The sequence below is a fragment of the Pseudomonas sp. JL3 genome (assembly GCF_031570575.1).
Classification (GTDB): Bacteria; Pseudomonadota; Gammaproteobacteria; order Pseudomonadales; family Pseudomonadaceae; genus Aquipseudomonas; species Aquipseudomonas cucumis.
Map to the genome: position 1 here is coordinate 14777 of NZ_JAKWJK010000017.1, position 24994 is coordinate 39770.

General features: G+C 60.0%; 20 protein-coding genes. 6 read left to right on the forward strand and 14 right to left on the reverse strand.

Annotated features, from left to right (window positions below; all coding sequences use genetic code 11):
• Positions 1-5 precede the first annotated feature (5 nt).
• The gene (locus tag MMG91_RS23600) at positions 6-599 is read right to left on the reverse strand and encodes an aminodeoxychorismate/anthranilate synthase component II (protein ID WP_019650349.1); all 594 of its coding nucleotides are present in this window, start codon (positions 597-599) and stop codon (positions 6-8) included.
• Positions 600-1008: 409 nt separating this feature from the next.
• On the opposite strand from MMG91_RS23600, the gene estP reads away from it, so the two are divergent.
• On the forward strand, positions 1009-2916 hold the full coding sequence (gene estP / locus MMG91_RS23605; protein ID WP_310660881.1) for an esterase EstP: 1908 nt from the start codon (positions 1009-1011) through the stop codon (positions 2914-2916).
• An 82-nt stretch (positions 2917-2998) separates the two neighbouring features.
• Here the strand turns inward: estP and trpE are convergent, their stop codons facing one another.
• The 10 genes from trpE to MMG91_RS23655 form a co-directional block, all read right to left on the reverse strand.
• Complete coding sequence (gene trpE, locus MMG91_RS23610; RefSeq protein WP_310660882.1) at positions 2999-4480, reverse strand: anthranilate synthase component I; 1482 nt, start codon at positions 4478-4480, stop codon at positions 2999-3001.
• 70 nt (positions 4481-4550) lie between these two features.
• The gene (locus tag MMG91_RS23615) at positions 4551-5369 is read right to left on the reverse strand and encodes a phosphoglycolate phosphatase (RefSeq protein ID WP_310660883.1); all 819 of its coding nucleotides are present in this window, start codon (positions 5367-5369) and stop codon (positions 4551-4553) included.
• Entirely contained in the window at positions 5366-6040 is a 675-nt protein-coding gene (rpe, locus tag MMG91_RS23620; protein WP_305447125.1) for a ribulose-phosphate 3-epimerase, read from the reverse strand. The genes MMG91_RS23615 and rpe overlap by 4 nt, the downstream gene beginning before the upstream one ends.
• 86 nt (positions 6041-6126) lie before the next feature.
• The gene (locus tag MMG91_RS23625) at positions 6127-7275 is read right to left on the reverse strand and encodes an iron-containing alcohol dehydrogenase (RefSeq protein WP_310660884.1); all 1149 of its coding nucleotides are present in this window, start codon (positions 7273-7275) and stop codon (positions 6127-6129) included.
• A gap of 240 nt (positions 7276-7515) precedes the next feature.
• Positions 7516-8340: an ABC transporter permease gene (locus MMG91_RS23630; RefSeq protein ID WP_008147216.1), complete on the reverse strand. Its 825-nt coding sequence runs from the start codon at positions 8338-8340 to the stop codon at positions 7516-7518.
• 12 nt (positions 8341-8352) lie between these two features.
• Positions 8353-9600 carry an ABC transporter permease gene (locus MMG91_RS23635; RefSeq protein WP_310660885.1) on the reverse strand — a complete coding sequence of 416 codons (1248 nt, stop codon included), beginning with the start codon at positions 9598-9600 and terminating at the stop codon, positions 8353-8355.
• A gap of 198 nt (positions 9601-9798) precedes the next feature.
• Positions 9799-10842: an ABC transporter substrate-binding protein gene (locus tag MMG91_RS23640; protein WP_305424880.1), complete on the reverse strand. Its 1044-nt coding sequence runs from the start codon at positions 10840-10842 to the stop codon at positions 9799-9801.
• A 48-nt stretch (positions 10843-10890) separates the two neighbouring features.
• Positions 10891-12015 carry an ABC transporter ATP-binding protein gene (locus MMG91_RS23645; RefSeq protein ID WP_030130015.1) on the reverse strand — a complete coding sequence of 375 codons (1125 nt, stop codon included), beginning with the start codon at positions 12013-12015 and terminating at the stop codon, positions 10891-10893.
• A 265-nt stretch (positions 12016-12280) separates the two neighbouring features.
• A complete protein-coding gene (locus MMG91_RS23650; protein WP_174160275.1) occupies positions 12281-12922 on the reverse strand; it encodes a response regulator transcription factor in 642 nt (213 codons plus the stop codon).
• Between the two features lie 72 nt (positions 12923-12994).
• On the reverse strand, positions 12995-15391 hold the full coding sequence (locus tag MMG91_RS23655) for a PAS domain S-box protein (protein ID WP_305447127.1): 2397 nt from the start codon (positions 15389-15391) through the stop codon (positions 12995-12997).
• 71 nt (positions 15392-15462) lie between these two features.
• Between MMG91_RS23655 and MMG91_RS23660 the strand changes: the two genes are divergently transcribed.
• Positions 15463-16455, forward strand: coding sequence for an alpha/beta hydrolase family protein (locus tag MMG91_RS23660; protein ID WP_310660886.1), 993 nt, complete (start codon positions 15463-15465; stop codon positions 16453-16455).
• A 47-nt stretch (positions 16456-16502) separates the two neighbouring features.
• Here the strand turns inward: MMG91_RS23660 and MMG91_RS23665 are convergent, their stop codons facing one another.
• Genes MMG91_RS23665 through MMG91_RS23675 form a run of 3 tightly spaced genes read right to left on the reverse strand, consistent with a single transcriptional unit; the run spans position 16503 to position 18956 of the window.
• Positions 16503-17267 (reverse strand): TerB family tellurite resistance protein, encoded by a 765-nt coding sequence (locus MMG91_RS23665; RefSeq protein ID WP_305447129.1) that lies wholly within the window; start codon positions 17265-17267, stop codon positions 16503-16505.
• 1 nt (position 17268) lies between these two features.
• Positions 17269-17940: an N-acetylmuramate alpha-1-phosphate uridylyltransferase MurU gene (gene murU / locus MMG91_RS23670; protein WP_310660887.1), complete on the reverse strand. Its 672-nt coding sequence runs from the start codon at positions 17938-17940 to the stop codon at positions 17269-17271.
• Complete coding sequence (locus MMG91_RS23675; RefSeq protein ID WP_310660888.1) at positions 17937-18956, reverse strand: aminoglycoside phosphotransferase family protein; 1020 nt, start codon at positions 18954-18956, stop codon at positions 17937-17939. Before MMG91_RS23675 ends, murU begins: the two co-directional genes overlap by 4 nt.
• 130 nt (positions 18957-19086) lie before the next feature.
• On the opposite strand from MMG91_RS23675, the gene MMG91_RS23680 reads away from it, so the two are divergent.
• From MMG91_RS23680 to rsmA, 4 genes are read left to right on the forward strand one after another with little or no spacing between them, the layout of a single operon-like run.
• Entirely contained in the window at positions 19087-21867 is a 2781-nt protein-coding gene (locus MMG91_RS23680) for an LPS-assembly protein LptD (RefSeq protein ID WP_310660889.1), read from the forward strand.
• Positions 21848-23164 carry a peptidylprolyl isomerase SurA gene (gene surA, locus MMG91_RS23685; RefSeq protein WP_305447133.1) on the forward strand — a complete coding sequence of 439 codons (1317 nt, stop codon included), beginning with the start codon at positions 21848-21850 and terminating at the stop codon, positions 23162-23164. Before MMG91_RS23680 ends, surA begins: the two co-directional genes overlap by 20 nt.
• Positions 23161-24150 (forward strand): 4-hydroxythreonine-4-phosphate dehydrogenase PdxA, encoded by a 990-nt coding sequence (gene pdxA / locus MMG91_RS23690; RefSeq protein WP_310660890.1) that lies wholly within the window; start codon positions 23161-23163, stop codon positions 24148-24150. The genes surA and pdxA overlap by 4 nt, the downstream gene beginning before the upstream one ends.
• Positions 24147-24965, forward strand: coding sequence for a 16S rRNA (adenine(1518)-N(6)/adenine(1519)-N(6))-dimethyltransferase RsmA (gene rsmA, locus MMG91_RS23695; RefSeq protein ID WP_305447135.1), 819 nt, complete (start codon positions 24147-24149; stop codon positions 24963-24965). The genes pdxA and rsmA overlap by 4 nt, the downstream gene beginning before the upstream one ends.
• The last annotated feature ends 29 nt before the right edge of the window (positions 24966-24994 follow it).

Genomic DNA, 24994 nt, shown 5'->3' on the forward strand with positions numbered 1-24994 from the left:
AGTCCTTAGCGCGTGCCGCCGGTTTGTTTAAGGAAGTTGGCGAACAGCTCGTGGCCCTGTTCGGTGAGGATAGACTCAGGGTGGAATTGCACACCTTCGATGTTCAGCGTCTTGTGGCGCAGGCCCATGATCTCGTCGACCGAACCGTCTTCGAGCTGGGTCCAGGCGGTCAGCTCCAGGCAATCGGGCAGGGTTTCGCGCTTGACGATCAGCGAGTGGTAGCGGGTGACCGTCAGCGGGCGATTCAGACCTTCGAACACGCCCTTGTCCTCGTGGAATACCGGGCTAGTCTTACCGTGCATGACTTGACGGGCACGGACCACATCGCCACCAAAAGCCTGGCCGATGGACTGGTGACCCAGGCAAACCCCGAGAATCGGCAGCTTGCCGGCGAAGTGCTTGATCGCTTCGATGGAAATACCGGCTTCGGTCGGGGTGCACGGACCGGGAGACACGACGATGCGCTCAGGCTTGAGAGCTTCGATTTCGGCAATGGTGAGTTCATCGTTGCGCACGACTTTGACCTCGGAGCCCAGCTCGCCAAGGTATTGCACAACGTTGTAAGTAAAAGAGTCGTAGTTATCGATCATCAGCAACATGGCGTTAAGAACCTCTTGAATTCACTGACTTTTAATACGGCCTTCGAATGATTTACCCGCAGTGCGCTGTGCTTTGTCAGGTGCTGGAGTGGCGCCAGCAAAGCGGCATTTCATACAGGTAAAGAAGGCAAAGCGGTACAGGTCCGGCCAGGCCGGCAGAAAAGATTCAGGCGCGCCAACGCCAACGGGCGTGTGCCTTGATGACTTGATCCAGGAGTTTGCTGACGATCAACACGGGGAAGGTCTCATTCATACGTCTCGGCACAGTAACTTAGCTGGGCAGAGCGTGCAATATGGTCGGGGCGACAGGTCGCGAAACAAGCGAAGGGTTCGCGATAGATGGCAAAGGGCCGGAAGTTTTTGGTACTGTCGTTTCGTTTACAACAACAATAAATAAACGGACTTGCTCATGATCAAACAGACGTTGTTTGTACCGCTCGCCGGATGCCTGCTCGCTGCTGCCTGTTCCCAGGCGATCGCCGCGCCCAACCCTTATTCGAATTTCGTCGTCTTCGGCGACAGCCTCAACGATGCCGGGCAGTTTACCGACACGGGCGGCCCTGCCGGTGCGACCCAGCGTTTTACCAACCGGACCGGCCCGGTCTACCTGGATGGCAGTGGTGAATTACGCTCGCTGAACTCCACGCAATTGTTGGGTGGACGCCTCGGGTTCTCACCTGACCAGACCGCCGCCTCGACGTCGGCTGCGCGCGCGAATCAAGGGCTGGCGGATGGCAACAACTGGGCCGTCGGCGGTTACCGCACCGACCAGATTCTGGACTCGATCACGACCGAATCCGCCACGGGCGAGCGCACCCGGGCAGGTTATCTGCCGACAAACAACTTCCGCGCCGATCCAAATGCGCTGTATTACATTTCCGGGGGTGGCAACGACTTCCTTCAGGGCCTCGTGCTTAATACCACCCAGGCCAACGCCGCGGCGGACCGCCTGGCCGACAGCGTGCAGACCCTGCAAAGCGCCGGCGCCAAATACATCGTGGTCTGGCTGCTGCCCGACCTGGGACTGGCACCCGCCGTCAATGGCACCTCATTACAAGCATCGATCTCACAACTGAGCACCGAATTTAATCAGCAGTTGGTCACACGCCTCGCGGGGATCAATGCCGAAATCATTCCGCTGAACATTCCACTGCTGTTGCAGGAAACCTTCGCCGACCCGGCGCGCTTCGGCCTCGCCACCGGCCAGAATCTGACAGCCACCTGTTTCAGCGGCAGCGGTTGTACGGAAAACGCCGTGTATGGCATCAACAGCGCCACCCCGGACCCGAGCAAGCTGATCTATAACGACTCGGTTCACCCCACCGAAGCCGGGCAAAAGCTGATTGCCGATTACGCGTATTCCTTGCTGGCGGCGCCGTGGGAACTGACGCTGCTACCGGAAATGGCCCACGCCACCTTACGCGCCCACCAGGATGAACTGCGTAGCCAGTGGCAATCCGACTGGGAGAACTGGCAGGCCGTCGGCCAATGGCGCGCGATTGTTGCCGGCGGTGGTCAGCATTTGGATGTCGATAGCCAAAGCAGCGGCGCCAGTGCTGATGGCAGTGGCTACAACCTGAATATCGGCGGCAGCTATCGGCTCAATGACGCCTGGCGCGTCGGTGTGGCAGCAGGCTTTTATCGCCAAAACCTGGAAGCAGGTAGTAACGATTCGGACTACAAACTCAATAGCTATCTGGCGACCGCTTTCGCCCAGTTCCAGCAGAATCGCTGGTGGGCCGATGCCGCGTTGACCGGTGGCAAGCTGGATTACGACAATCTCGAGCGCAAGTTCGATCTCGGTGTCAGCGAAGGCACGGAAAAGGGTGATACCGATGGCCACCTCTGGGCCTTCAGTACCCGCGTCGGCTACGACATTGCCCAACCGGGCAGCGAATGGCACCTGTCACCGTTCATCAGCGCCGATTACGCCAAAGTGGAAGTCGACGGCTACTCGGAAAACAACTACCGCTCCACGGCGCTGACCTTTGATGATCAGACCCGAGACTCGAAACGTCTGGGTGTCGGCTTGCAAGGCAAATACAACTTCACCCGTCAGACCCAGGTGTTTGGCGAATATACCCACGAGCGTGAATACGAGGACGACACCCAGAAAGTGAATATCGCCCTCAACAGCCTGCCGTCCCTCGACTTCAATCTCCAAGGCTACACGCCGCAAAGCCATCTCAACCGCTTGAGCCTGGGGGTCAGCCACAAGTTGACCGCCGACCTGGCGCTGCGTGGCGGCTATACCTTGCGCAAGGATGATGATTTTACCCAGCAAGGTTTGACCGTTGGGGTTGCGCTGGACTTCTAAATCTCAGGCAATAAAAAACGCGGGGCCTTACGGGCGCCGCGTTTTTTGAAATGAGCCCGCTCCCACAGGGCTATCGGTGAACTCAGGTGTCCGGGGTTTGCTCGGCCAAGGCCACGGCGCGGAACATGGCGCGGCGCTTGTTCAGGGTTTCTTCCCATTCCAGTGCCGGCACCGAGTCAGCCACGATGCCGCCACCGGCCTGCACGTGCAGTTCGCCGTTCTTGATCACCGCGGTACGGATCGCAATCGCAGTGTCCATGTTGCCGTTCCAGGCGAAGTAACCGACCGCGCCGCCATAGACGCCACGCTTGACCGGTTCCAGTTCGTCGATGATTTCCATCGCGCGAATCTTCGGCGCGCCAGACAGTGTGCCGGCCGGCAGGATCGCCCGCAGTGCGTCCATCGCCGTCAGCCCGGCCTTCAATTGGCCGGTAACGTTGGACACGATGTGCATCACGTTGGAATAACGCTCGATCACCATCTTCTCGGTGAGTTTCACCGAACCGATCTCCGAGACGCGACCGGTGTCGTTGCGCCCCAGATCGATCAGCATCAAGTGCTCGGCGATTTCCTTGTCATCCGACAGCAGATCTTTTTCCAGCGCCACGTCAGCCTCTTCGTTGGCGCCTCGCGGACGAGTGCCGGCAATCGGGCGCACGGTGATCAGGTTGTCTTCGACCCGCACCAGTACTTCCGGCGAACTGCCAACGACGTGGAAGTCGCCGAAGTTGAAGAAGTACATGTAAGGCGTCGGGTTGAAGCAGCGCAGCGCCCGGTACAAGTCGATAGGCGCAGCCTTGAAGTCGATCGACATGCGCTGGGACGGCACGACCTGCATGCAGTCACCGGCCAGGATGTATTCCTTGATGGTGTCGACGGCTTTTTCGTAATCGTCCTGGGTGAAACTCGAGCGGAACACCGGATCAGCCGATTGCTGTTTGCTGAAGTCCAGGCCACGGCGCGGAGTGATTGGCTGACGGAGTTGTTCCAGCAGCGCTTGCAGGCGCACCTGACCTTGCTCAAAGGCGTCTTCCTGCGATGGATCGGCCAGGACGATCGCGTGCATCTTGCCGGCGAGGTTGTCGAACACCACTACCGCGTCGGAGACCATCAGCAGAATGTCCGGCACGCCCAGCGGATCCGGGTTCGGGCATTTGCCCAGACGCTTCTCCACATAACGCACGCAGTCGTAGCCGAAGTAACCCACCAAGCCGCCATTGAAGCGCGGCAGACCGGCGATGGTCGGCACGTTGTAGCGCGCCTTGAAAGCTTCGACGAAGGCCAGGGGGTCTTCAACATCGTGGCTTTCGATCTCGACGCCGTCGTGGGTCACGCTGACATGATGATCGTGAACCCGCAGCACGGTGCGGCACGGCAGGCCGATGATCGAATAACGGCCCCACTTCTCGCCGCCCTGCACCGACTCCAGCAGGTAGGAGTTGGGCTCGTCGGCCAGTTTCAGGTAGATCGACAGCGGCGTGTCGAAGTCGGCCAGGGTTTCGCAGGCAAGCGGAATGCGGTTGTAGCCGGCAGCGGCCAATCGCAGGAATTCTTCGCGGATCATGAGGTGCCTCGTGGCTTGAGGGTCTAACGGTCAGGTGTGCAAACGCGCCGGATAACCGGCCAGGAACAAGTCAGGCGCGCCAACGCCAGCGGGCCAGGGCCTTGATGACTTTCATCCAGAGTTTGCGAGTGACCACCACGATGGCGTTTCCAGCAGGGGGTTGAACAGCGTCGGGCAACGTTATCTCAGCGGCCGGATCCAGGCAACCGGGAATTAGTTTGCGCAGATCATCGATCACCAGCGCCGGCGATTCTTCGGCAATCGGCCGACCGTGGTTATAGCCATAACTGAGGGCTACGCATTTGACCCCCGCCGCTTTCGCCGCCAGCACATCGCTGCGCGAGTCGCCGACGAATAACGATTGCGATGCCGGAATGTTGGCCATTTTCATTACGAAAAACAGCGCGGCCGGGTCAGGTTTCTTATTCGGCAGGGTGTCGCCACCGATGATCCATTTGAAGTAGCGGCCGATCTTCATCTGATCCAGCAGCGGTGCGACGAAGCGTTCCGGCTTGTTGGTGATCAGCGCCATTTCAACGCCTTGTTTGTTCAGCCACTTGAGGGTGTCGCGCACGCCGGGGTAAACCACCGTCAGTTCGTGACCGTCCTCATAAAAGCCGTTGAACAATTCCAGGGCATGCTCGGCCTCGACCTCATCGACACCCTCGCCGTCGATGTGGTTGGCCAAGGCCCGGCGCACCAGCATGTGCACGCCGTTGCCAACCCACTCCCGCACCGATTCGATACCGGCCGGTTGACGCCCGAGTTTGAGCAGCATGTTATCCACAGCCGCTGCGAGGTCGGGGACCGAATCGACCAGCGTGCCATCCAGATCGAACATCACCAGCCGCGGCAGACGCCCGGGGAACAGCTGCTCAAAACCACTCATGGGCGAGCCAGAGCCAGTTCGGAGCGCATTTTTTCAATCACTTCCTGGTAGTTCGGCGCATTGAAGATCGCCGAGCCAGCCACGAAGGTGTCGGCGCCAGCCGCAGCGATTTCGCGAATATTGTTCACGTTCACCCCACCGTCGATTTCCAGGCGGATGTTACGCCCGGAAGCATCGATCAGCGCCCGCGCTTCACGCAGCTTGTCGAGGGTACCAGGAATGAACTTCTGCCCGCCGAAGCCCGGGTTGACGCTCATCAACAACACCATGTCGACCTTGTCCATCACGTACTTGAGCACGTCCAGCGGGGTTGCCGGGTTGAACACCAGGCCCGCCTTGCAGCCGCCTTCGCGGATCAGTTGCAGGGAACGGTCGACGTGCTGCGTGGCTTCCGGGTGGAAGGTGATGTAGGTCGCACCGGCTTCGATGAAATCACCGACGATGCGATCCACCGGGCTGACCATCAGGTGCGCGTCGATCGGCGCGGTCACGCCGTACTTGCGCAGCGCGGCACACACCATCGGGCCGATGGTCAGGTTTGGCACGTAGTGGTTGTCCATGACATCGAAGTGCACGAAGTCGGCGCCGGCGGCCAGGACGTTGTCCACTTCCTCGCCCAGGCGGGCGAAGTCGGCGGAGAGAATCGACGGAGCAATGACGAAGGGCTGCATGACGCACCTTTTTTGAGCAGAATCACGATGGCGCGCATTGTATACCTCATGCTTTGACGCGCGCACCGTGCTGCGATGATTGGGTACTAATAGGCCGCTCGGTAGATCTTCTCGATATCAACGGTGCTCAGCTTGCGCGGATTGTTGCGCATCAGGCGCTCGATGCCGGCGGCTTCCACGGCCATCGCCGGGATTGCGCCCTCGGGCACCCCGAAACTGCGCAGGCCCAGCGGGATTTCCACCGCTGCGCACAGCTCGGTCATCGCCTCCACAGCTTTGTCCGCCGCTTCGTTCGCGCTCAAATGAACAGTCTTCACCCCCATGGCCTCGGCAATATCCTGCATACGCTCCACGCAAGCCATCTTGTTCCAGGTCATGACATACGGCAGCAGCAAGGCATTGCTGACGCCATGGGCAATGTTGAAACGCCCACCCAGTGGATACGCCAGCGCATGCACCGCGCCGACCCCGGCATTACCGAATGCCATACCGGCCATGAGGCTGGCGGTGGCCATGTCTTCGCGGGCTTGCAGGTGGGATGGATTGGCGTAGGCCTTGGGCAGCGCCTTGGTAATCAGCTTGATCGCGCCAATGGCCAAAGCATCGGTGATGGGCGAGGCATTGAGCGACAGATACGACTCGATGGCGTGCACCAGCGCATCGACGCCACTGGCAGCGGTAACACTGCGCGGGCAGGTCAGGGTCATCTGCGGGCTGACCAGCGCCACGTCCGGCAACAGGTAATCGCTGACAATGCCCTTCTTCAACTGCGCGACCTTGTCGGAGAGGATGGCCACGTTGGTCACTTCCGAACCGGTGCCGGCAGTGGTCGGGATGGCGATCAGCGGCGGGCCTTTGCGCGGCACCTGATCGACGCCGAACAAATCCTCCAGCGCGCCGTGGTAACCGGCATAGGCTGCAACACTCTTGGCGATGTCGATGGCACTGCCACCGCCCAGGCCGATCAGCCCGTCATGCCCGCCTTCACGGTAAACCCGCATGCAATCTTCGACAATGGCGATTTCCGGGTCCGGCAACACCCGGTCGAAAACCTCGTAACTGCGCTCGCCCAGCTGCGCCAGCGCCAGCTCTACCGTGCCGGACTTGACCAGCGCAGCGTCGGTAACGATCAGCGGGTTGTCGACATCCAGGCGTGTGAGCTCAGCCGCCAGTTGCTCGATGGCACCTGCGCCGGTGATCAGTTTGTGAGCGATTTTGAAAGAGGAAAGACTCATGTGCGCAGCCTCTTATAGATAGGGGAGCTGGGCACAATAGTAGCTGGGGATTGGGGTTTGTCTGCTATTAAGTTGGTGAATGATCGAGGTCGATCGTTCCCACGCTCTGCGTGGGAACGCCTCAACGGACGCTCCGCGTTCGGCTCTCGATGGGACGCAGAGCGTCCCGGGCTGCATTCCCACGCGGAGCGTGGGAACGATCAAGATCGCAGCCTTCCGCAACTCCTACAGGGGACCACGTCAGACCTGCGCGGTGCGCAGTTTTTCGCTGCGCCCGCGCAGCCACTCCAGCGTCAGCAACAGGATCACCGAGAACGCAATCAACAGCGTCGCGGCAGCCGCAATCGTCGGGCTGAGGTTTTCGCGGATGCCGCTGAACATCTGACGAGGCAAGGTCGCTTGTTCGGGACCGGCGAGGAACAGCGTCACCACCACTTCATCGAATGAGGTGGCAAAGGCAAACAGCGCACCGGAAATCACGCCCGGCGCAATCAACGGCAAGGTCACCCGACGAAACGCGGTCAGCGGCGAAGCCCCCAGGCTTGCAGCGGCCCGCACCAGGTTCTGGTTAAACCCCTGCAAGGTCGCCGATACCGTGATGATCACAAACGGCACACCCAATACGGCGTGCACGACGATCAGCGAGATATAGCTGTTGCCAAATCCCAAGGGTGCAAAAGTCAGGTAACTGGCCACACCAATGATCACTACCGGCACCACCATCGGCGAAATCACCAGCGCCATCACCAGCGGTTTGCCCGGGAAATCACCCCGGGTCAGGCCGATCGCCGCCAGCGTACCGAAGATCATCGCCAGTACCGTCGCTGCCGGGGCCACGATCATGCTGTTCTTCAACGAACGCATCCATTCCGCCGAAGCAAAGAAGTCCTGGTACCAGTGCAGCGAGAAGCCTTGCAGTGGATAGACCAGAAAACTCCCCGAGTTGAACGACAGCGGAATGATCACCAGCACCGGCAAGATCAGGAACAACAAAATCAAGCCGCAGAGAATCCGCAAACCGTAGAACCACACCCGTTCAATGGGCGACATATAAGGACTCAGCATTTCATTCTCCCCTTAGCTCAGGCGCAGGCGACTGGCGCCCACCAGCCAGCTGTAAATCAGATAAAGCACCACGGTCGCCAGCAGCAACAGCCCACCGAGCGCGGTCGCCATGCCCCAGTTGATGCTGGTGTTGGTGTAGAAGGCGACGAAATAGCTGACCATCTGATCGTTCGGGCTGCCCAGCAATGCCGGGGTGATGTAGTAGCCGATGGCAAGGATGAACACCAACAGGCAACCGGCGCCGACACCGGCATAGGTCTGCGGGAAATACACCCGCCAGAAACTGGCGAACGGGTGGCAGCCGAGGGAAATCGCTGCACGCATGTAAGTCGGCGAGATGCCTTTCATCACGCTGTAGATCGGCAGAATCATGAACGGTAGCAGGATGTGCACCATCGAGATGTAGACCCCGGTGCGGTTGAACACCAGCTCCAGCGGCTTATCGATAATGCCCATGGCCATCAGACCGCCGTTGATGAGGCCGCCTGATTGCAGCAACACGATCCACGCGGCGACCCGCACCAGAATCGAGGTCCAGAACGGCAACAGCACCAGAATCATCAACAGGTTGCTTTGCCGCGATGGCAGGTTCGCCAGCAGGTAGGCCAGCGGATAGGCCAGCACCAGACAAATCACGGTGATGACCAAACCCATCCAGAAGGTCCGGGCGAAGATATCGAGGTAGATCGCCTGATCGGGGGTGGCCGGGGCAACTTCCCCCAGGTCGTCGATACGGTGATCGACGGCCGCCAGCAGGTAATAAGGCGTAATGTTACTGGTGTTGCGACGCACGACCTGCCAATAGGCCGGATCACCCCAGCGCTCGTCGAGGCCTTCCAGCGCTTCCTTATAGGAGGCCGGTTCGGTGGCGAACGGTAAGGCGCGTGCGGTTTTGGTCAGCAGGCTGCGGTAGCCGGCCAACTCCATGTTCAAGCGCTTGGACAAGTCGCCCAAGGTCTGATTCTTGCGGGCTTCGGCGAGGTCTTCGCTGGCGGCCTTGTACACAGGCTCTGCCGGCAGGCCTCGGCCATCCCAACTGGCGATGGCTGCCACGGTGCGCGGCATGGTGCCGACCACTTCCGGGTTACCGACGCTTTTGAAGAGCAGCGCCACGATCGGCACCAGAAACACCAGCAACAGAAACAGCACCAACGGCGCGATCAAGGCTTGTGCTTTCCAACGGTTGATCCGCTCGGCGTGCTTGAGCCGCTGCTTCAAGGTGGGGTCAGTGCCCGCGTTCACGGGAACGGCGATAGCCATGGCGTACTCCGGAAATCTTTGATCATTGCAAAGGTGGCAAACGCCGCCTCGAACTTTTGGTGCTGATCGTTCCCACGCTCTGTGTGGAAACGCATCCAGTGACGCTCTGCGTCACAGGGACGCGGAGCGTCCCGGGCGGCATTCCCACGCAGAGCGTGGGAACGATCATCCGGTGAACCGTCGTCCCGTGTGACGTGGTTACTTGGCAGCCCAGGAATTGAAGCGCTGCTCCAGTTGCTCGCCGTTGTCAGCCCAGAAGCTGACGTCGATCTGCACCTGGTTGGCGATGTTTTCCGGGGTGGTCGGCATGTCTTTCAGGACATCCTTGGACAGCAATGGCACGGCTTGAGTGTTGGCCGGGCCGTAAGCGATGTTTTCCGAGTAAGTCTTCTGCTGCTGCGGAGCCACCGAGAACGCGATGAATTTCTTCGCCGCTTCAGCGCGGGTTTTATCCAGGCCTTTTGGAATCGCCCATGCGTCGAAGTCGTAGATACCGCCGTTCCACACCACTTTCAGGTTGCTTTCTTTCTGTACCGCCGCGATCCGGCCGTTGTAGGCCGAGCTCATGACCACGTCACCGGAGGCGAGGTATTGCGGCGGTTGTGCGCCGGCTTCCCACCACTGGATGCTCGGCTTGAGCTCATCGAGCTTCTTGAACGCACGGTCCTGACCGTCTTTGCCGGCCAGCACTTTGTAGACGTCTTTCGGCGCAACGCCGTCAGCCATCAATGCGAACTCCAGGGTGTACTTGGCGCCTTTACGCAGGCCGCGTTTGCCCGGGAATTTCTTGGTGTCCCAGAAGTCGACCCAACTGGTCGGAGCGGTTTTCAGTTTGTCGGCGTTGTAGGCCAGCACGGTCGACCACACGAAGAAGCCCACGCCGCATGGCTGGATAGCGCCTTTGACGTAGTCTTCGGTCTTGCCGAACAGCGCAGGGTCGAGTTGCTCGAACATGTCTTCGTCGCAACCACGGGACAGTTCTGGCGATTCAACTTCCACCAGGTCCCAGGACACGCTCTTGGTGTCGACCATGGCTTTGACCTTGGCCATCTCGCCGTTGTACTCGCCAGCGATGATTTTGCCGTTGCCCGCTGCTTCCCACGGTGCGTAGAAGGCCTTGACCTGCGCCGCCTTGTTCGCCCCGCCAAAGGACACCACGGTCAGGTCCGGGCCCGCCGCCATTGCGTGTGCCGCGCCGATCATGCCCATGACCAAAGCGGTGAATTTCAGGGATCTCAACATTTATTGTTCTCCAACTGCAGGGTTAGTGTTGGTGAAGCAGGGGGGCGATCAATGCGCCTCTAGAAGTGGGTCGAGCGCGCGAACGTGTTCGACCTGCCAGCCAAGCGGTACCACATCGCCGACAGCGAGCGCGGGATCGAGCTCGGCAATCGGTTGTTTCACGAAGAAGTCGGTCTTGCCGCAGACTTCCAGGCGAACCCGGACGTGGTCGCCCAGATAGATAAATTCCGCCACCCGCCCTGAGAAGCGGTTGACGCAGGACTCGCTCGAACCATTGAGGCTCACACGCTCCGGGCGAATCGACAGCGTGACGGGTTCGCCGGTCTTGCCGACATTGACCGCCAGGGCTTCAACCTTTTCACCGCGACCGAGCTCAACCACGCAACGGTCACCGGTGTGGCTGTGCAAGCGGCCATTGAGACGGTTGTTCTCGCCGATGAAGTTGGCGACGAAGGTGTTTTTCGGCTCTTCATAGAGGGAGCGCGGTGGCGCGATCTGCTGTATCTCGCCCTGGTGGAACACGGCGACGCGGTCGGACATGGTCAGGGCTTCGCCCTGGTCGTGGGTCACGTAGACCACGGTCACACCGAGGCGCTGGTGCAGGTGTTTGATTTCCATCTGCATGTGTTCGCGCAGTTGTTTGTCCAGTGCGCCGAGAGGTTCGTCCATCAGCACCAGTTGCGGTTCGAACACCAACGCACGGGCCAAGGCCACACGCTGTTGCTGGCCGCCGGACAGTTGCGCCGGATAACGCTGGGCGAAGGTGTCGAGCTGAACCATGCTCAAAACACGTTTGACCCGGTCACTGACATCGCTCTTGTTCAAGCCGCGCACGGTCAGCGGGAACGCCAGGTTCTCGGCGACCGTCATGTGCGGAAACAACGCGTAGTTCTGGAACACCATGCCGATGTCGCGTTTATGCGGCGGCACGTTGTTGATGGAACGCCCGGCCAGTTGAATCTCCCCGGCGGTCGGCGTTTCGAAACCGGCGAGCATCATCAGACTGGTGGTCTTGCCGGAGCCGGACGGCCCGAGCAAGGTGAGGAATTCGCCTTTGCGAATATCCAGGTTGAGGTCTTTGACGATCAGGTTCTCGCCGTCGTAGCTCTTTTGCACTCCACGAAAGCTGACCAGAATATCGCTGGCCCCTGCGCTTGAATCAACCTGGCTCATACCCACACCTTTGTTATTGATGACTGCTGTGGACTAAGCCTAGTGGACGCTGGGAGCGGCGCAAATCGGGGCGCAGGAGAGAATCGCCTCAGCCGGATGGAAGGTTGGGGGTAGGGATTGCCCTACAAGGATGGCGGGGATGGATATGTCGATTCGGGATCGCGACAGGCGGTGAGCTGCAAGCCGCAAGAACAGGCAAAAGCGGCTTTGTGTGCATGTCGCAAATGGACATGCCGACACGGCCCCTGTAGGACCGCATAAAGATTCAGAGGAGCTTGTGCTCCATCGCGTACTTCACCAGTTCGGCCAGGGAGGTGATGTTGAGTTTCTGCATCAGCCGCGCCTTATGGGTGCTGATGGTTTTGCTGCTCAGGGCCAGTTGTTGGGCGATGTCGTTGACGTTGGCGCCTTGGGCCAGGCGTTCAAACACCGAGAACTCACGCTCCGACAGCAACGAGTGCAACGGCCGCGAATCAGTCAGGCCGACTTCGAAAACCATACGATCGGCCAGGTCCGGGTCGATGTATCGCCCGCCCGCCGCGACTTTGCGGATTGCCGTCAGCAGCAATGCCGGATCGCTGTCCTTGGTCGCATAGCCTGCGGCGCCAACCTTCAACGCCCGAGCGGCCATTTGCGCTTCGTCGTGCATCGACAACACCAGAATCGCCGGGGGATTGTTCAAGGCGCGAATCCGCGGGATCGCTTCCAGGCCGTTAACGCCGGGCATGGAGATATCCAGCAACACCACTTCGCAGGGAACATGGCGCAAGGTCTCGAGCAACTGCTCGCCATTGCTCGCCTCCCCGACCACCAGCAAGTCCTTGGCCAGGCCGATCAATTGCTTGATGCCTTCGCGAACGATGGTGTGGTCTTCGGCTACCAGTACACGGATCACGTTCTTCTCCATTCTTCTTATGTCAGAGCCAAGATCAATCGCGGGCTTGCCCGCGAAGGCGCCAGTCCAAACAACTTAAAACCATCAGGCTTCGTCCAGCGGCACTCGCACCGTCAGGGTCGTGCCCTCCCCCGGCTCACTCTCAAGCGATAACCGCCCGCCCATGATCAACACCCGCTCACGCATGCCGACCACACCGAAGGATGTCGGCCGACCAGTGCCGGCGACAAATCCTACGCCATCATCGCTGACAGTCAGACAGAGTTCATTGCCCTCAAGGGTCAGCGTCAGTTCAACAGTATGCGCCTGAGCGTGGCGCATGACATTGGTCAGCGCTTCCTGAAGGATCCGGAACAGCCCGATGGCCTTGGCATCGCTGAGCACCGGCAGGTTATCCGGCACCTGCACCAGGCACGGAATCTGCGTGCGCGCTTCGAACCGCCGCGCCTGCCATTCGATCGCCGAGGCAATCCCGGCATCCAGAATCGGCGGCCGTAGTGCCGTGGCCACGTCGCGCACCAGTTGAAACAGCTGAGCGATCAACCGCTTCATGCTGTTCAAGCGCTCGTGCAGGCCCGGGTCGAGCTGGGCGTAGGCCAGTTCGCACATGGACGTTTCCAGCTTCAATACGGTCAACATCTGACCCAGCTCGTCGTGAACTTCCCGGGCGATGCGCGCCTTTTCCTCTTCCCGCACGCTCTCCAGGTGGGCGGACAACTCGCGCAACTGCTCGCGGGAGCTGGCCAGTTCCAGTTCGATGCGCTTGCTCTCGGTGATGTCCCAGACGATCCCGTCCCAGACATAGGCGCCGTCTTCGAGGCGGCGGGTGATGGCCTTGATCTCGGCCCAACGCTGCTCACCCTGACGGGTCAGGATCCGCCCCTGCCACGACCAGTCGCTGTCGGTGTCCAGCGCATGATCCTGAGTCTGGTGATAACTGGCTTTGTCGTCCGGGTGCACCAGACTGCGCAGGCCTTTGTCCCGATGGGCCAGAGTGGCCGGCGAGTACCCCACCAGACTCTCACTGCCTTCACTGATGTAGGCAAAGTCGATCTGCCCGGTCACCGGCGCGCGCTCCAGACGAAAGACCAGGCCGGGGACGTTGGCGGCAATCCCTTGCAGCCGCGCCTCGCTTTCCTGCAACGCGGCCAGGGCGCGACGACGCTCGGTGACGTCATTGAGGTAAACCACCAGGTATTCGCCATCGCGAAAGCGCAAGAAGCTCAACGAAACATCCGCCGGCAGAATACTGCCGTCCGCTCGCACGCAATTGGTTTCGAAACTTTGCGGCCCTTCTTCACTGGCCCGGGCGCGTTTCCACAGGCTCAGCCAGCGGTCCATGTGCAAGCCGGGCTCGAAGTCGATCAATGGTCGATCAATGATCCCGCCTGCCGGGTAGCCGAGCATGGTTTCGGCCGCTCGGTTGGCATAGCGCACATGGCTGTCCCAGTTGACCCAGAGGATGCCGACGGTGCTCTGATCGATGGAAAACTGCGTGAGGCGCAAGGCCTCTTCGCTGGCCTCGCGCAGGGCAATGTCTTCGCGCGCCGCCAGCAATCGTTGCTCCAGGCTGTGTTGTTGGCGACGTTGCCAAAACACAATGGCCATGCAGCTCAACAGCAACACCACCAAGAGCAGGCTGAGGTTTTGCCAAAAACCCGGCGACTCGGACAGTCGCGGATACTTGGGTTGCAGCCATTGATTGTGCAGTTGTTCGAGGTCCTTGGCCGGGATCGCCCGCAGTGCGCTTTCGACAATCCCGGCCAACTCCGGCCAGTCCCGACGCGTGGCCACTCGCAGCAGTTGCGGGAAACCGATATCGCCCACCACGGCCAACCCCGAGAACTCAGGCTCGGCAGACAGACGCCCGAACTGCGCTTCATCGACCACGGCGTAACCAGCCTGCTGACTCAACAACAGTTGCAGCGCCTGGCGTTCCAGAGGCACGCCTTGCAGGTTCAGATGAGGATAATTGCTGCGCAAATAATCGGCAGTGACGCTGGGCATGCGCACAGCGACGCGAGTCTGGCTGTCGAGCTTTTCCAGCTCTACCGCACCGGTGCTCTTCTGGTCACTGACCACCAGTTGCGGCACCCGCATATAAGGGTCGGAAAATTGCCAGAACCGCAAACCCGCGGGGGTTTGCGTCAGCCCCGGCGCGATATCGATGTCACCTTCACGGGCGGCGGCTTCCAGTTGCGCAAGATCAGGATAATTGCGCCAGCTCAGTTCGATCTTGAGCGCCTTGGCCAGCCACTTCATCAGTTCGACGTTAACCCCGGACAAGCGCTGCAAGCGGCGATCGTATTGGGCATAGGGCGTTTGCAACACCACTCCGACCCGCAACTCGCCATGCTGGGCCAGCCATTGCTGTTGCGCTGGCGACAGGTGCACGACGTGCGCCGGTGGCGCGGGCGCCGCCCAGCCCATCAAGGGAAACCACAAACAGCCGATAACCCACAGGCAGCGAAAATGCATCATCGAAGTCTCACACTGACAAATACTGACCAACCCATTAGGCTGCCGGATTAACTTCTGGCCTGGAATATCCGATGCCCCCTGTCTACCGCCTGGCACTGCCAGCATTGTGCCTGTCGTTGATCCTGCCTTGCGCGTTTTCCGTCGAGGCGGCCGACCCGGCACCTGCCGCTGCGGAAAACCCCGCAGAAGAAAAACCGGTCGAACGCCAGCCGCTGCTTGAGCGTAGTCAGGAAGAAGCGGCAGCACTTGAGCGAAAAATCCCTGCGCAGGAACAGCAACAACTGCAAGCCGGCACCGACAGCTTTCTCGCCTTGTGGAAACCGGCCAATACCGCCGAACCCAAAGGCGCGGTGATTATCATCCCGGGCGCCGGTGAAACCGTTGACTGGCCGCAAGCGATCAGCCCATTGCGGCGCAAGTTACCTGACGTCGAGTGGAGCAGCCTGAGTATCACCTTGCCGGACCTGCAAAGCGAAGTCATTGCGCCACGTATCGTCGAAGTCGCGCCAGCGCCCAAAACGCCTGATGCCGAAAGCAAAGACTCCACGACTGCGACGCCCATCGAACAGGTGGCCGGCGGCGAAGCGGATGTGGCCGACAAGGCCATCGTCGAAACCACCGATGAACAAGCCAAAGCCGACGCGGAGCGAATCTTCGCCCGCATCGATGCAGCCATCGCCTACGCCGAACAACAAAGCGCTCGCAGCATCGTCGTGCTGGGTCATGGCACCGGTGCTTATTGGGCCGCGCGTTATCTGAGCGAAAAGCAGCCATCGCAAGTCGAAAAGTTGGTGATGGTCGCCGCGCAGACGCCTGCTATAGCGACGCCGGCGCTGGCTGAACTCACACCTACCTTGAAGCTGCCTACCGCAGATATCTTCTATATGGATAAGCCGGTGGACCGTAACGCGGCGCTGGAACGTTTGCAGGCCAGCAAGCGCTTGAAAACTTCGGGGTTCAGCCAGGTATCGCTCAAGGCTTTGCCGGGGAATGCCAAGGCCGAGCAAGAGCAATTGGTCCGTCGGGTGCGGGGTTGGTTGAATCCGCAACCAGCGGGGGACTGATAGACCGGGCTTGCCCGCGAAGACGGTGGCAATACAACTCTGCCCTGCTAACGAAAATCCCGCCGCTCACGAATCAACGTATAAGCAGTATGCAATTCACGAGTCTTGTCCGTGGCCTCGCGAACCTGCAACGCCGTCGCACCGCTGCCGGCAATTTTGTCCGGGTGATGACGGCTGAGCAGGCGTCGATAGGCGCGCTTGATTTGCGCCGGCTCACTGGTCGCCGACACGCCCAATAGCCGCAAGGCGTCCTGGTAAGTCACGGCGCCACTGGCCAATGGGCGTTTCGGCTCGTAGTCGCTCGCCAGTGCCTGGATTTGTTGCTGCGTCCATCCCAGCCATTTGCCCCACTGGGCAATCAGCTCGCGCTCACTGCTACCGGCGCGGCCATCGGCCCAAACCATCCGCCAACAGGCACGTAACACACCTTCCGCCGCATGGGGTTGAGCACTCAGGCGTCGCAGGTAACCGCGCAACCGATCATGTCCCGACTTACCGCGATTGAACGCCGCAATCGCCCGACGTTGCGCCGATTCGGTCATCTCCAGCGAGCGCATTTCCTGCCGCGCCTGCTGGATGTGCCCATCCACTACCCGCCCATCGCTCTTGGCCAATCGGCCCAGCAACACAAATAGCAGTTCATCGTTGCGCAGTACCGAGCGACCACCGAGTTTTTCCCATAAATGCGCCCAGCTCTGCAGGTGCAAGCGCCGGTCCAGCGCCTGTCCCAACAAAGCACCGAGCATGGCCCCCGGAATGCTGGCTATGGCAAAGCCCGCTCCGGCTCCAATCAGAGTCCCTGGCCACAACATGTCAGCGTCTCGCTTCTATCAGAGTGTCTACTTCAGCCAGGCGCTCGTGGGTGCCGACATCCACCCAATGCCCGTTCAGGCGTTCGCCGGTCACTTGCCCGTCAGCCATGGCTTTGCGCAGCAGCGGCGCAAGCTTGAAGGCCCCGGTCGAGCAACCGTCAAACAGCTGCGGGTGCAGCACGGCGATGCCGCTGTAGGTGAGGGTTGAGGTATCCGGCCGACCGTCCTGCACATGGCCATCGACCAAAGTGAAATCTCCACTCGGGTGATGCGCCGGATTGTCCGCCAATACCAGATGAGCGAGCCCGGCGATGGGCTGATGCAACACACTGAAGTCGTAGTCGGTCCAGATGTCACCATTGACCACCACAAAAGCTTCGTCACCCAACAACGGCAACGCACGGAAAATACCGCCACCGGTCTCCAGCGGCTCACCTTCCGCCGAGTACTGAATGCTCACGCCATACCGCGAACCATCGCCCAGATAGTCTTCGATCTGCTGACCGAGCCAGGCATGGTTGATCACGATCTCGCTAAACCCTGCAGCCGCCAAGGCGCGCAGGTGATATTCGATCAGGGGTACTCCACCGGCGCGAACCAGCGGTTTTGGCGTGGTCAGGGTCAGCGGACGCATGCGCTCGCCTTTACCCGCCGCCAGAATCATCGCCTTCATGCAGTTGCTCCAGCACGCAGACTGGCCAGCAATTCACCCAGCTCCGCCAGCTCAGGGCGACGGGCGATGACCGCGTCTATATAAGCAAAGAAGCGCGGCACATCACCGAGGTAGCGTGGCTTGCCATCGCGATGGCAGATGCGGGCGAAAATGCCGATGACTTTCAGATGCCGCTGCACGCCCATCAGGTCGCTGGCGCGCAGGAAGTCTTCAAAGTCTGGCTGAACCGGGATGTCGAGCGCGCCTGCCTGCTGCCAGTAATCCTCCAGCCAGCCACGCACACGCTCTTCAGGCCAGCTGAGGAACGCGTCCTTGAACAGGCAGGTCACGTCATACGTCACCGGCCCGTAGACCGCATCCTGAAAATCCAGCACGCCGGGATTCGGCTCGCTGAGCATCAGGTTGCGCGGCATGTAGTCGCGATGCACCAGGACTTTGGGTTGAGCCAGAGCGCTGTCGATCAGCAAGTCGCTGACCTGTTGCCAGAGCGTTTGCTGCGCCGAGTCGAACTCGATACCCAGTTCGCGCTTCACGTACCACTCGGGGAACAGTTCCAGCTCGCGACGCAACAGCGCCACGTCATAACTTGGCAGCGGCGCCACCATCGGCAACTGCTGAAAAGCCAGCAGCGCCTGCAGGGCATCCTTGAACAAATCGTCGGCGTTTTCGCTGTCGATCACGTCCAGGTAGGTCTTGTTGCCCAGGTCATTGAGCAAAAGAAAACCACGCTCAAGGTCTTCGGCATAAATTTTCGGCACGTTTATTCCGGATTTCGCCAGCAAAAAAGCGATATCCACGAAGGGTTTGCAGTTTTCCTGGGGCGGCGGCGCGTCCATCACGACGAAACTTCTGCCTTCGCCTTCCCAGCGGAAATAGCGCCGAAAACTCGCGTCGCTACTGGCCGCAGTCAACGTGGCCGGGGGCACGGCGCCCCAACCTTGTGCTGCAAAGAGGATAGCCAACTGTTCATCGAGCCAAACTTTCAGGTGTTGCAAGCGTACATCTTGGTCAGGCATTGCAAGGGTCTCCGACGGCGCTAGCCGTCAAGCGGGTCATGCTTTATTATCCAGCATCTTTTTCAGACCATCGAGAGGCGTGCGGCCCACACCGCGGGCAGATGGCACGCAGGAAGCCCGGACTAATAAGATGGCATTGAAATCCCCCGCGTTTCGTAAAAAATTTCCGTTGTTGGTTACCGGCAGTCTGCTGGCCCTGCAACCTCTAGCCACTTCGTTCGTGGTCGCCGCTGAACAGTATGACTGCTCAGTCTCTGCTTCGGGTGCCTGGGACTGTGCGCCAAAGGCGCCGGCAGCTGCATTGCCACCACGCCCCGTCCATGACGGCAGCGCAGTTTCCGCCACTGGCGAAGCCCCGGCAGACACCGGCGCCAAGCCTGCGCTGGTTACCGAGTCCAAGGGCCGCGGCCTGAAGTCGCGTAGTGAAGACTACAGCCACCTCGACTGGGTTCCGCGTGAGAAGCTCACCGCAGCGCAATTGGCCGAAACCGGTCCTTACTGCTCTGGTTCCTATATCGAACCGATTCGTCCTGGCATGAATGACAAGACGGATAAAAGTGACGCTCCAACCTTTATCGGCGCCAAAGCCTCCCGCTATAAGCAGGAGGAACAGATCGCGACCCTGGCCGGTGACGTGGTCATGCGTCAGGGCAGCATGCAGGCCGAAGCCGACGAAGCGAACCTGTACCAGGCCGAAAGCCGAGGCGAACTGAGCGGCAACGTGCGCATTCGCGACAACGGCGCACTGATCGTGGGCGACCATGCCGACGTGCAGCTCGATACCGGTGAAGCCAAGGTCGACAACGCCGAATACGTGATGCACAAATCGCGTATCCGCGGGAGCGCGCTGTACGCCAAGCGTGCCGAGAACGCGATCATCCGTCTCAAGGATGGTACGTACACCACGTGCGAACCGGACAGCAACGCCTGGCAACTCAAGGGCAACAACATCACCTTGAACCCGGCGACCGGTTTCGGTACCGCGACCAACGTGACGCTGCGGGTCAAGGACATTCCGGTTCTGTACACGCCGTACATTTATTTCCCGATCGACGACCGTCGTCAGTCCGGCTTCCTGCCGCCGAGCATCGGCACCGCCAGCGATACCGGCTTCACGCTGGTGACGCCGTACTACTTCAACCTGGCACCGAATTATGACGCCACGTTGTACCCGCGCTACATGAGCAAGCGTGGCCTGTTGATGGAAGGCGAGTTCCGCTACCTGACCGAGTCCAGCGAAGGTCAGCTCGGCGCCGCCTATCTCAACGACGACAACACCGATCGCAGCAACCAGACCGACTACGAAAAAACCCGCTACATGTACAACTGGCAGCACAAGGGTGGTCTGGACTCGCGCGTAATGACTCAGGTCGATTACACCAAGATCAGCGATCCGTATTACTTCCAGGATCTGCAGACTGATCAGATTGGTGTGAAAAGTGCCGATTTCGTCAATCAGCAAGGTATGGTCACCTATCGTGGCGACAGCTATACCGCTCGTTTGAATGCCCAGGCTTATCAGCTGGCGACCGTTTCGAACATCACGCCGTATGATCGCTTGCCGCAGATCACCTTTAACGGACAACTTCCCTACCACCCGGAAGGTCTGGATTTCGATTACGAGACTGAAATCGTCCGGTTCGAGCGTGATTTGAAAAATGGCGACTTCGTAAACGAAGATGGCACCGTTGAACCGCGACTTGATAACAATGTCTCCGGACTGGCACGTGCCAATGGCAACCGTTTGAACCTCAAGCCGGGTGTCAGCCTGCCGTTGAACTGGACTTATGGTTTCTTGAAACCATCCCTGAAGTACCAGTACACCCAGTACGATCTGGATCTGGATGGTACCGGCAAGAGCCAGATTGCTGCTCAAAGCGCAGAAGCGAACCGGCTCAACGGAACCTACAGCCGTAACCAGAACCGTGGTGTGCCGATTGCGAGCATCGACAGCGGCCTGTACTTCGATCGCGACACGCAATGGTTCGGCAAGAATTATCGCCAGACCCTGGAACCTCGCCTGTTCTACCTCTATGTACCTGAGGAAGACCAAGCAGATATTCCGGTATTCGACACCGGCGAATACACCTTCAACTACGCCTCGCTGTTCCGCGATAACCGCTTCTCCGGCTCCGACCGTGTCGGCGACGAGAACAAGCTGTCGTTGGGCGTGACCAACCGCTGGATTGAAGACAACGGCTTCGAACGTCAACGCATCAGCGTCGGCCAGGCCTTGTACTTCAAGGACCGCGAAGTCCAGCTGCCAGGTATCGATGCGAAAACCCGCGACGATGCCCAAGCCAACGTCTCGCCGTATGCACTGGAATACGAATACCGCTGGAACCGCGATTGGCGCACCACCGCTGACTACAACTGGGACCCGGACAGCCGCAGCCCTCGCTCGGGCAGCGCAATGTTCCACTACCAGCCTGAAGACAACCCGAACAAGGTCATCAACGCCGGTTATCGCTATCGCAACGACCAGGTCCGTTATGACCAGAACACCGGTAAATGGTCGGTGGGCGGCGGTGACTACGGTACTCCGGGCACTCCTGGCTACGTGAAGGACTACTACAAGATCCAGCAGCACGACTTCTCGGTGATCTGGCCGATCGTGCCGCAGTGGAACGCTATCAGCCGCTGGCAGTATGACTACAACCGCAACCGTACTCTGGAAGCTTTCGGTGGTTTCGAATACGACAACTGCTGCTGGAAATTGCGCCTGATCAACCGTTACTGGGTCAGCTATGACGAGTTCAGTCAGAACGCCCCGGAAAACGAAAAAGGCGACCACGGCATCTTCCTCCAAATTGTTCTGAAGGGACTCGGCGGCCTCACCGGCGCCAAGGTAGAGAGCTTCCTCGACAAAGGCATCCAAGGTTATCGTGAACGTGAAGACCAAGCTTTCTGATTGTCTGCGCCCGCTGATGCTGGGCGCGCTGTTCCTGGGTACCGCGGCCAACGCCGCGGTACAGTCCATCGATAAAGTGGTGGCCATCGTCGACAACGACGTGGTCATGCAGAGCCAACTGGACCAGCGTGTTCATGAAGTTCAGCAAACCATCGCCAAACGCGGTGCTGCCGTACCGCCTGCGGGCGTGCTGGATCAGCAGGTGCTCGAGCGTCTGATCGTCGAAAACCTGCAACTGCAGATCGGCGAGCGTTCCGGCATCCGCATTACCGATGAAGAACTGAACCAGGCCGTCGGCACCATTGCCCAGCGCAATAACATGTCGATCGAACAATTCCGCGCCGCCCTGGCTCGCGACGGCCTGTCTTATGACGACGCTCGTGACCAGATCCGTCGCGAAATGATCATCAGCCGTGTGCGTCAGCGCCGTGTAGCTGAACGCATCCAGGTGTCCGAGCAGGAAGTGAAGAACTTCCTGGCGTCCGACCTGGGCAAGATGCAGTTGTCCGAAGAGTTCCGTCTGGCCAACATCCTGATTCCTACGCCGGAAAGCGCCAACTCCGACGCGATTCAGAATGCCGCCAAACAAGCCGACGCGGTTTACCAGCAGCTCAAGCAAGGCGCTGACTTCGGTCAGTTGGCAATCGCCAAATCCGCCAGCGAAACCGCGCTGGAAGGCGGCGACATGGGCTGGCGTAAAGCCGCTCAACTGCCACCTCCGTTCGATCGCCTGTTGGGCACCATGGCAGTGGGTGACGTGACCCAGCCAATGCGTACACCGGGCGGCTTCATCATTTTGAAGATCCTCGACAAACGTGGCGGCGAAGCCCAGGTGCGTGACGAAGTGCATGTGCGTCACATCCTGGTCAAACCAAGCCCGATCCGCGACGAAGAAAAAACCAAGGCCCTGGCTCAATCGCTCTACTCCCGTATCGAAGCGGGCGAAGATTTCGGTGAGCTGGCGAAAAGCTTCTCGGAAGACCCGGGTTCCGCCCTCAACGGTGGCGACCTGAACTGGATCGACCCGAATGCACTGGTGCCTGAATTCCGCGAAGTGATGGCCAAGACCCCACAAGGTCAGCTGTCCAAGCCGTTCCAGACTCAATATGGATGGCACGTTCTGGAAGTCCTTGGCCGCCGCGCCACCGACAGCACCACCCAGGCCCGTGAGCAACAAGCGATGACCGTACTGCGTAACCGCAAATACGACGAAGAGCTGCAAACCTGGCTGCGTCAGATCCGTGACGAAGCGTATGTAGAAATCAAGCTCCCTGGTGCAGACCAGGCAACGCAGTGAAACCCAAGCGTTTCGCGTTGACCCCCGGCGAACCGGCCGGCATAGGTCCCGACCTGTGCCTGCTGCTCGCCTCGCAAGCCCAGCCACACCCTCTGATTGCCATTACCAGCCGCGACCTGCTCATCGAACGAGCCGCGCAGCTGGGCGTGGTTGTCGATCTGCTGCCGGTAACGCCGGACAGCTGGCCGGATGCTCCCGCCCCGGCCAACAGCCTGTATGTGTGGGATACGCCGCTTAACGCCAAGGTTATCGCCGGTCACCTGGACAAAGCCAATGCGGCTTTCGTTCTGGAAACCCTGACGCGTGCTGGCCAGGGCTGCCTGGACGGGCATTTCGCCGGCATGATCACCGCACCTGTGCACAAGGGCGTGATCAATGAATCCGGAATCGCCTTTTCCGGGCACACGGAATTTCTCGCTGACCTGACTCATACCGCGCAAGTGGTAATGATGCTCGCCACCCGCGGCTTGCGCGTGGCATTGGTCACCACTCACCTGCCCCTTCGCGAGGTTGCCGATGCAATCACCCCGGAGCGCCTGGAGCGGGTCACGCGGATCCTGCATGCCGACCTGCAAGAAAAATTCGGCATCACCCAGCCACGCATCCTGGTTTGCGGGCTTAACCCGCACGCCGGTGAAGGCGGTCACCTGGGCCATGAAGAAATCGACATCATCGAACCTACATTAGAGCGCCTGCGCGGCGAGGGCATGGACCTTCGCGGTCCCCTGCCCGCCGACACTCTATTTACCCCCAAATATCTGGAGCACTGCGACGCGGTGCTGGCGATGTACCACGACCAGGGCCTGCCCGTACTGAAATACAAAGGCTTCGGCGCGGCAGTCAACGTGACCCTCGGCTTGCCGATCATCCGCACATCAGTCGACCACGGCACCGCCCTGGATCTGGCCGGCAGCGGCAAAATCGACACCGGCAGCCTGCAAGTCGCCCTGGAAACCGCCTACCAGATGGCCGAGACCCGCTTATGACCGAGCATTACCAACACCGGGCGCGCAAGCGCTTCGGCCAGAACTTCCTGCACGATGCCGGCGTTATCGACCGCATCCTGCGTTCCATTCACGCCAAACCCGAAGACCGTCTGCTGGAAATCGGCCCGGGCCAGGGTGCATTGACCGAAGGCCTGCTCAACAGCGGCGCCCAACTGGACGTGGTGGAGCTGGACAAGGACCTGATCCCGATCCTTAACCAGCAGTTCGCCAGCAAGAGCAATTTCCATCTGCACCAGGGCGACGCGCTGAAGTTCGACTTCAACAGCCTGAACGCCGCGCCGAACAGCCTGCGAGTGGTCGGCAACCTGCCGTACAACATCTCTACGCCGCTGATTTTTCATCTGCTGCACAACTCCAGCCTGATTCGTGACATGCACTTCATGCTGCAAAAGGAAGTGGTCGAGCGTCTGGCGGCAGGGCCTGGTGGCGGTGACTGGGGTCGCCTGTCGATCATGGTTCAGTACCATTGCCGGGTCGAGCATTTGTTCAACGTCGGCCCGGGCGCATTCAATCCGCCGCCGAAAGTCGATTCGGCCATCGTGCGTCTGGTGCCTCACGCGGTACTCCCGCATCCAGCCAAAGATCACAAACTGCTGGAGCGCGTCGTACGCGAAGCCTTCAACCAGCGTCGCAAAACATTGCGCAACACTCTCAAACTGCTGCTGAGCAACGCCGAAATTGAAGCCGCCGGCGTCGATGGCAGCTTGCGCCCCGAGCAGCTCGATCTGGCTGCCTTCGTGCGCCTGGCCGACAAGCTCAGCGAACAAGTCCTACAGAAGCCTGTCACCGACTGAAAGGCGATGAGCGCTATCGGGTAGGACGC

Coding starts and splice junctions, on each gene's coding strand:
- MMG91_RS23630 (WP_008147216.1), bottom strand. CDS start 8,340: ATGCTGAGTCCTTATATGTCGCCCATTGAACGGGTGTGGTTCTACGGT.
- trpE (WP_310660882.1), bottom strand. CDS start 4,480: ATGATCCGCGAAGAATTCCTGCGATTGGCCGCTGCCGGCTACAACCGC.
- MMG91_RS23650 (WP_174160275.1), bottom strand. CDS start 12,922: ATGGAGAAGAACGTGATCCGTGTACTGGTAGCCGAAGACCACACCATC.
- MMG91_RS23600 (WP_019650349.1), bottom strand. CDS start 599: ATGTTGCTGATGATCGATAACTACGACTCTTTTACTTACAACGTTGTG.
- murU (WP_310660887.1), bottom strand. CDS start 17,940: ATGAAGGCGATGATTCTGGCGGCGGGTAAAGGCGAGCGCATGCGTCCG.
- MMG91_RS23640 (WP_305424880.1), bottom strand. CDS start 10,842: ATGTTGAGATCCCTGAAATTCACCGCTTTGGTCATGGGCATGATCGGC.
- MMG91_RS23635 (WP_310660885.1), bottom strand. CDS start 9,600: ATGGCTATCGCCGTTCCCGTGAACGCGGGCACTGACCCCACCTTGAAG.
- MMG91_RS23645 (WP_030130015.1), bottom strand. CDS start 12,015: ATGAGCCAGGTTGATTCAAGCGCAGGGGCCAGCGATATTCTGGTCAGC.
- MMG91_RS23675 (WP_310660888.1), bottom strand. CDS start 18,956: ATGCCTGACCAAGATGTACGCTTGCAACACCTGAAAGTTTGGCTCGAT.
- MMG91_RS23680 (WP_310660889.1), top strand. CDS start 19,087: ATGGCATTGAAATCCCCCGCGTTTCGTAAAAAATTTCCGTTGTTGGTT.
- rsmA (WP_305447135.1), top strand. CDS start 24,147: ATGACCGAGCATTACCAACACCGGGCGCGCAAGCGCTTCGGCCAGAAC.
- MMG91_RS23660 (WP_310660886.1), top strand. CDS start 15,463: ATGCCCCCTGTCTACCGCCTGGCACTGCCAGCATTGTGCCTGTCGTTG.
- MMG91_RS23615 (WP_310660883.1), bottom strand. CDS start 5,369: ATGAGTGGTTTTGAGCAGCTGTTCCCCGGGCGTCTGCCGCGGCTGGTG.
- MMG91_RS23625 (WP_310660884.1), bottom strand. CDS start 7,275: ATGAGTCTTTCCTCTTTCAAAATCGCTCACAAACTGATCACCGGCGCA.
- MMG91_RS23655 (WP_305447127.1), bottom strand. CDS start 15,391: ATGATGCATTTTCGCTGCCTGTGGGTTATCGGCTGTTTGTGGTTTCCC.
- MMG91_RS23665 (WP_305447129.1), bottom strand. CDS start 17,267: ATGTTGTGGCCAGGGACTCTGATTGGAGCCGGAGCGGGCTTTGCCATA.
- rpe (WP_305447125.1), bottom strand. CDS start 6,040: ATGCAGCCCTTCGTCATTGCTCCGTCGATTCTCTCCGCCGACTTCGCC.
- estP (WP_310660881.1), top strand. CDS start 1,009: ATGATCAAACAGACGTTGTTTGTACCGCTCGCCGGATGCCTGCTCGCT.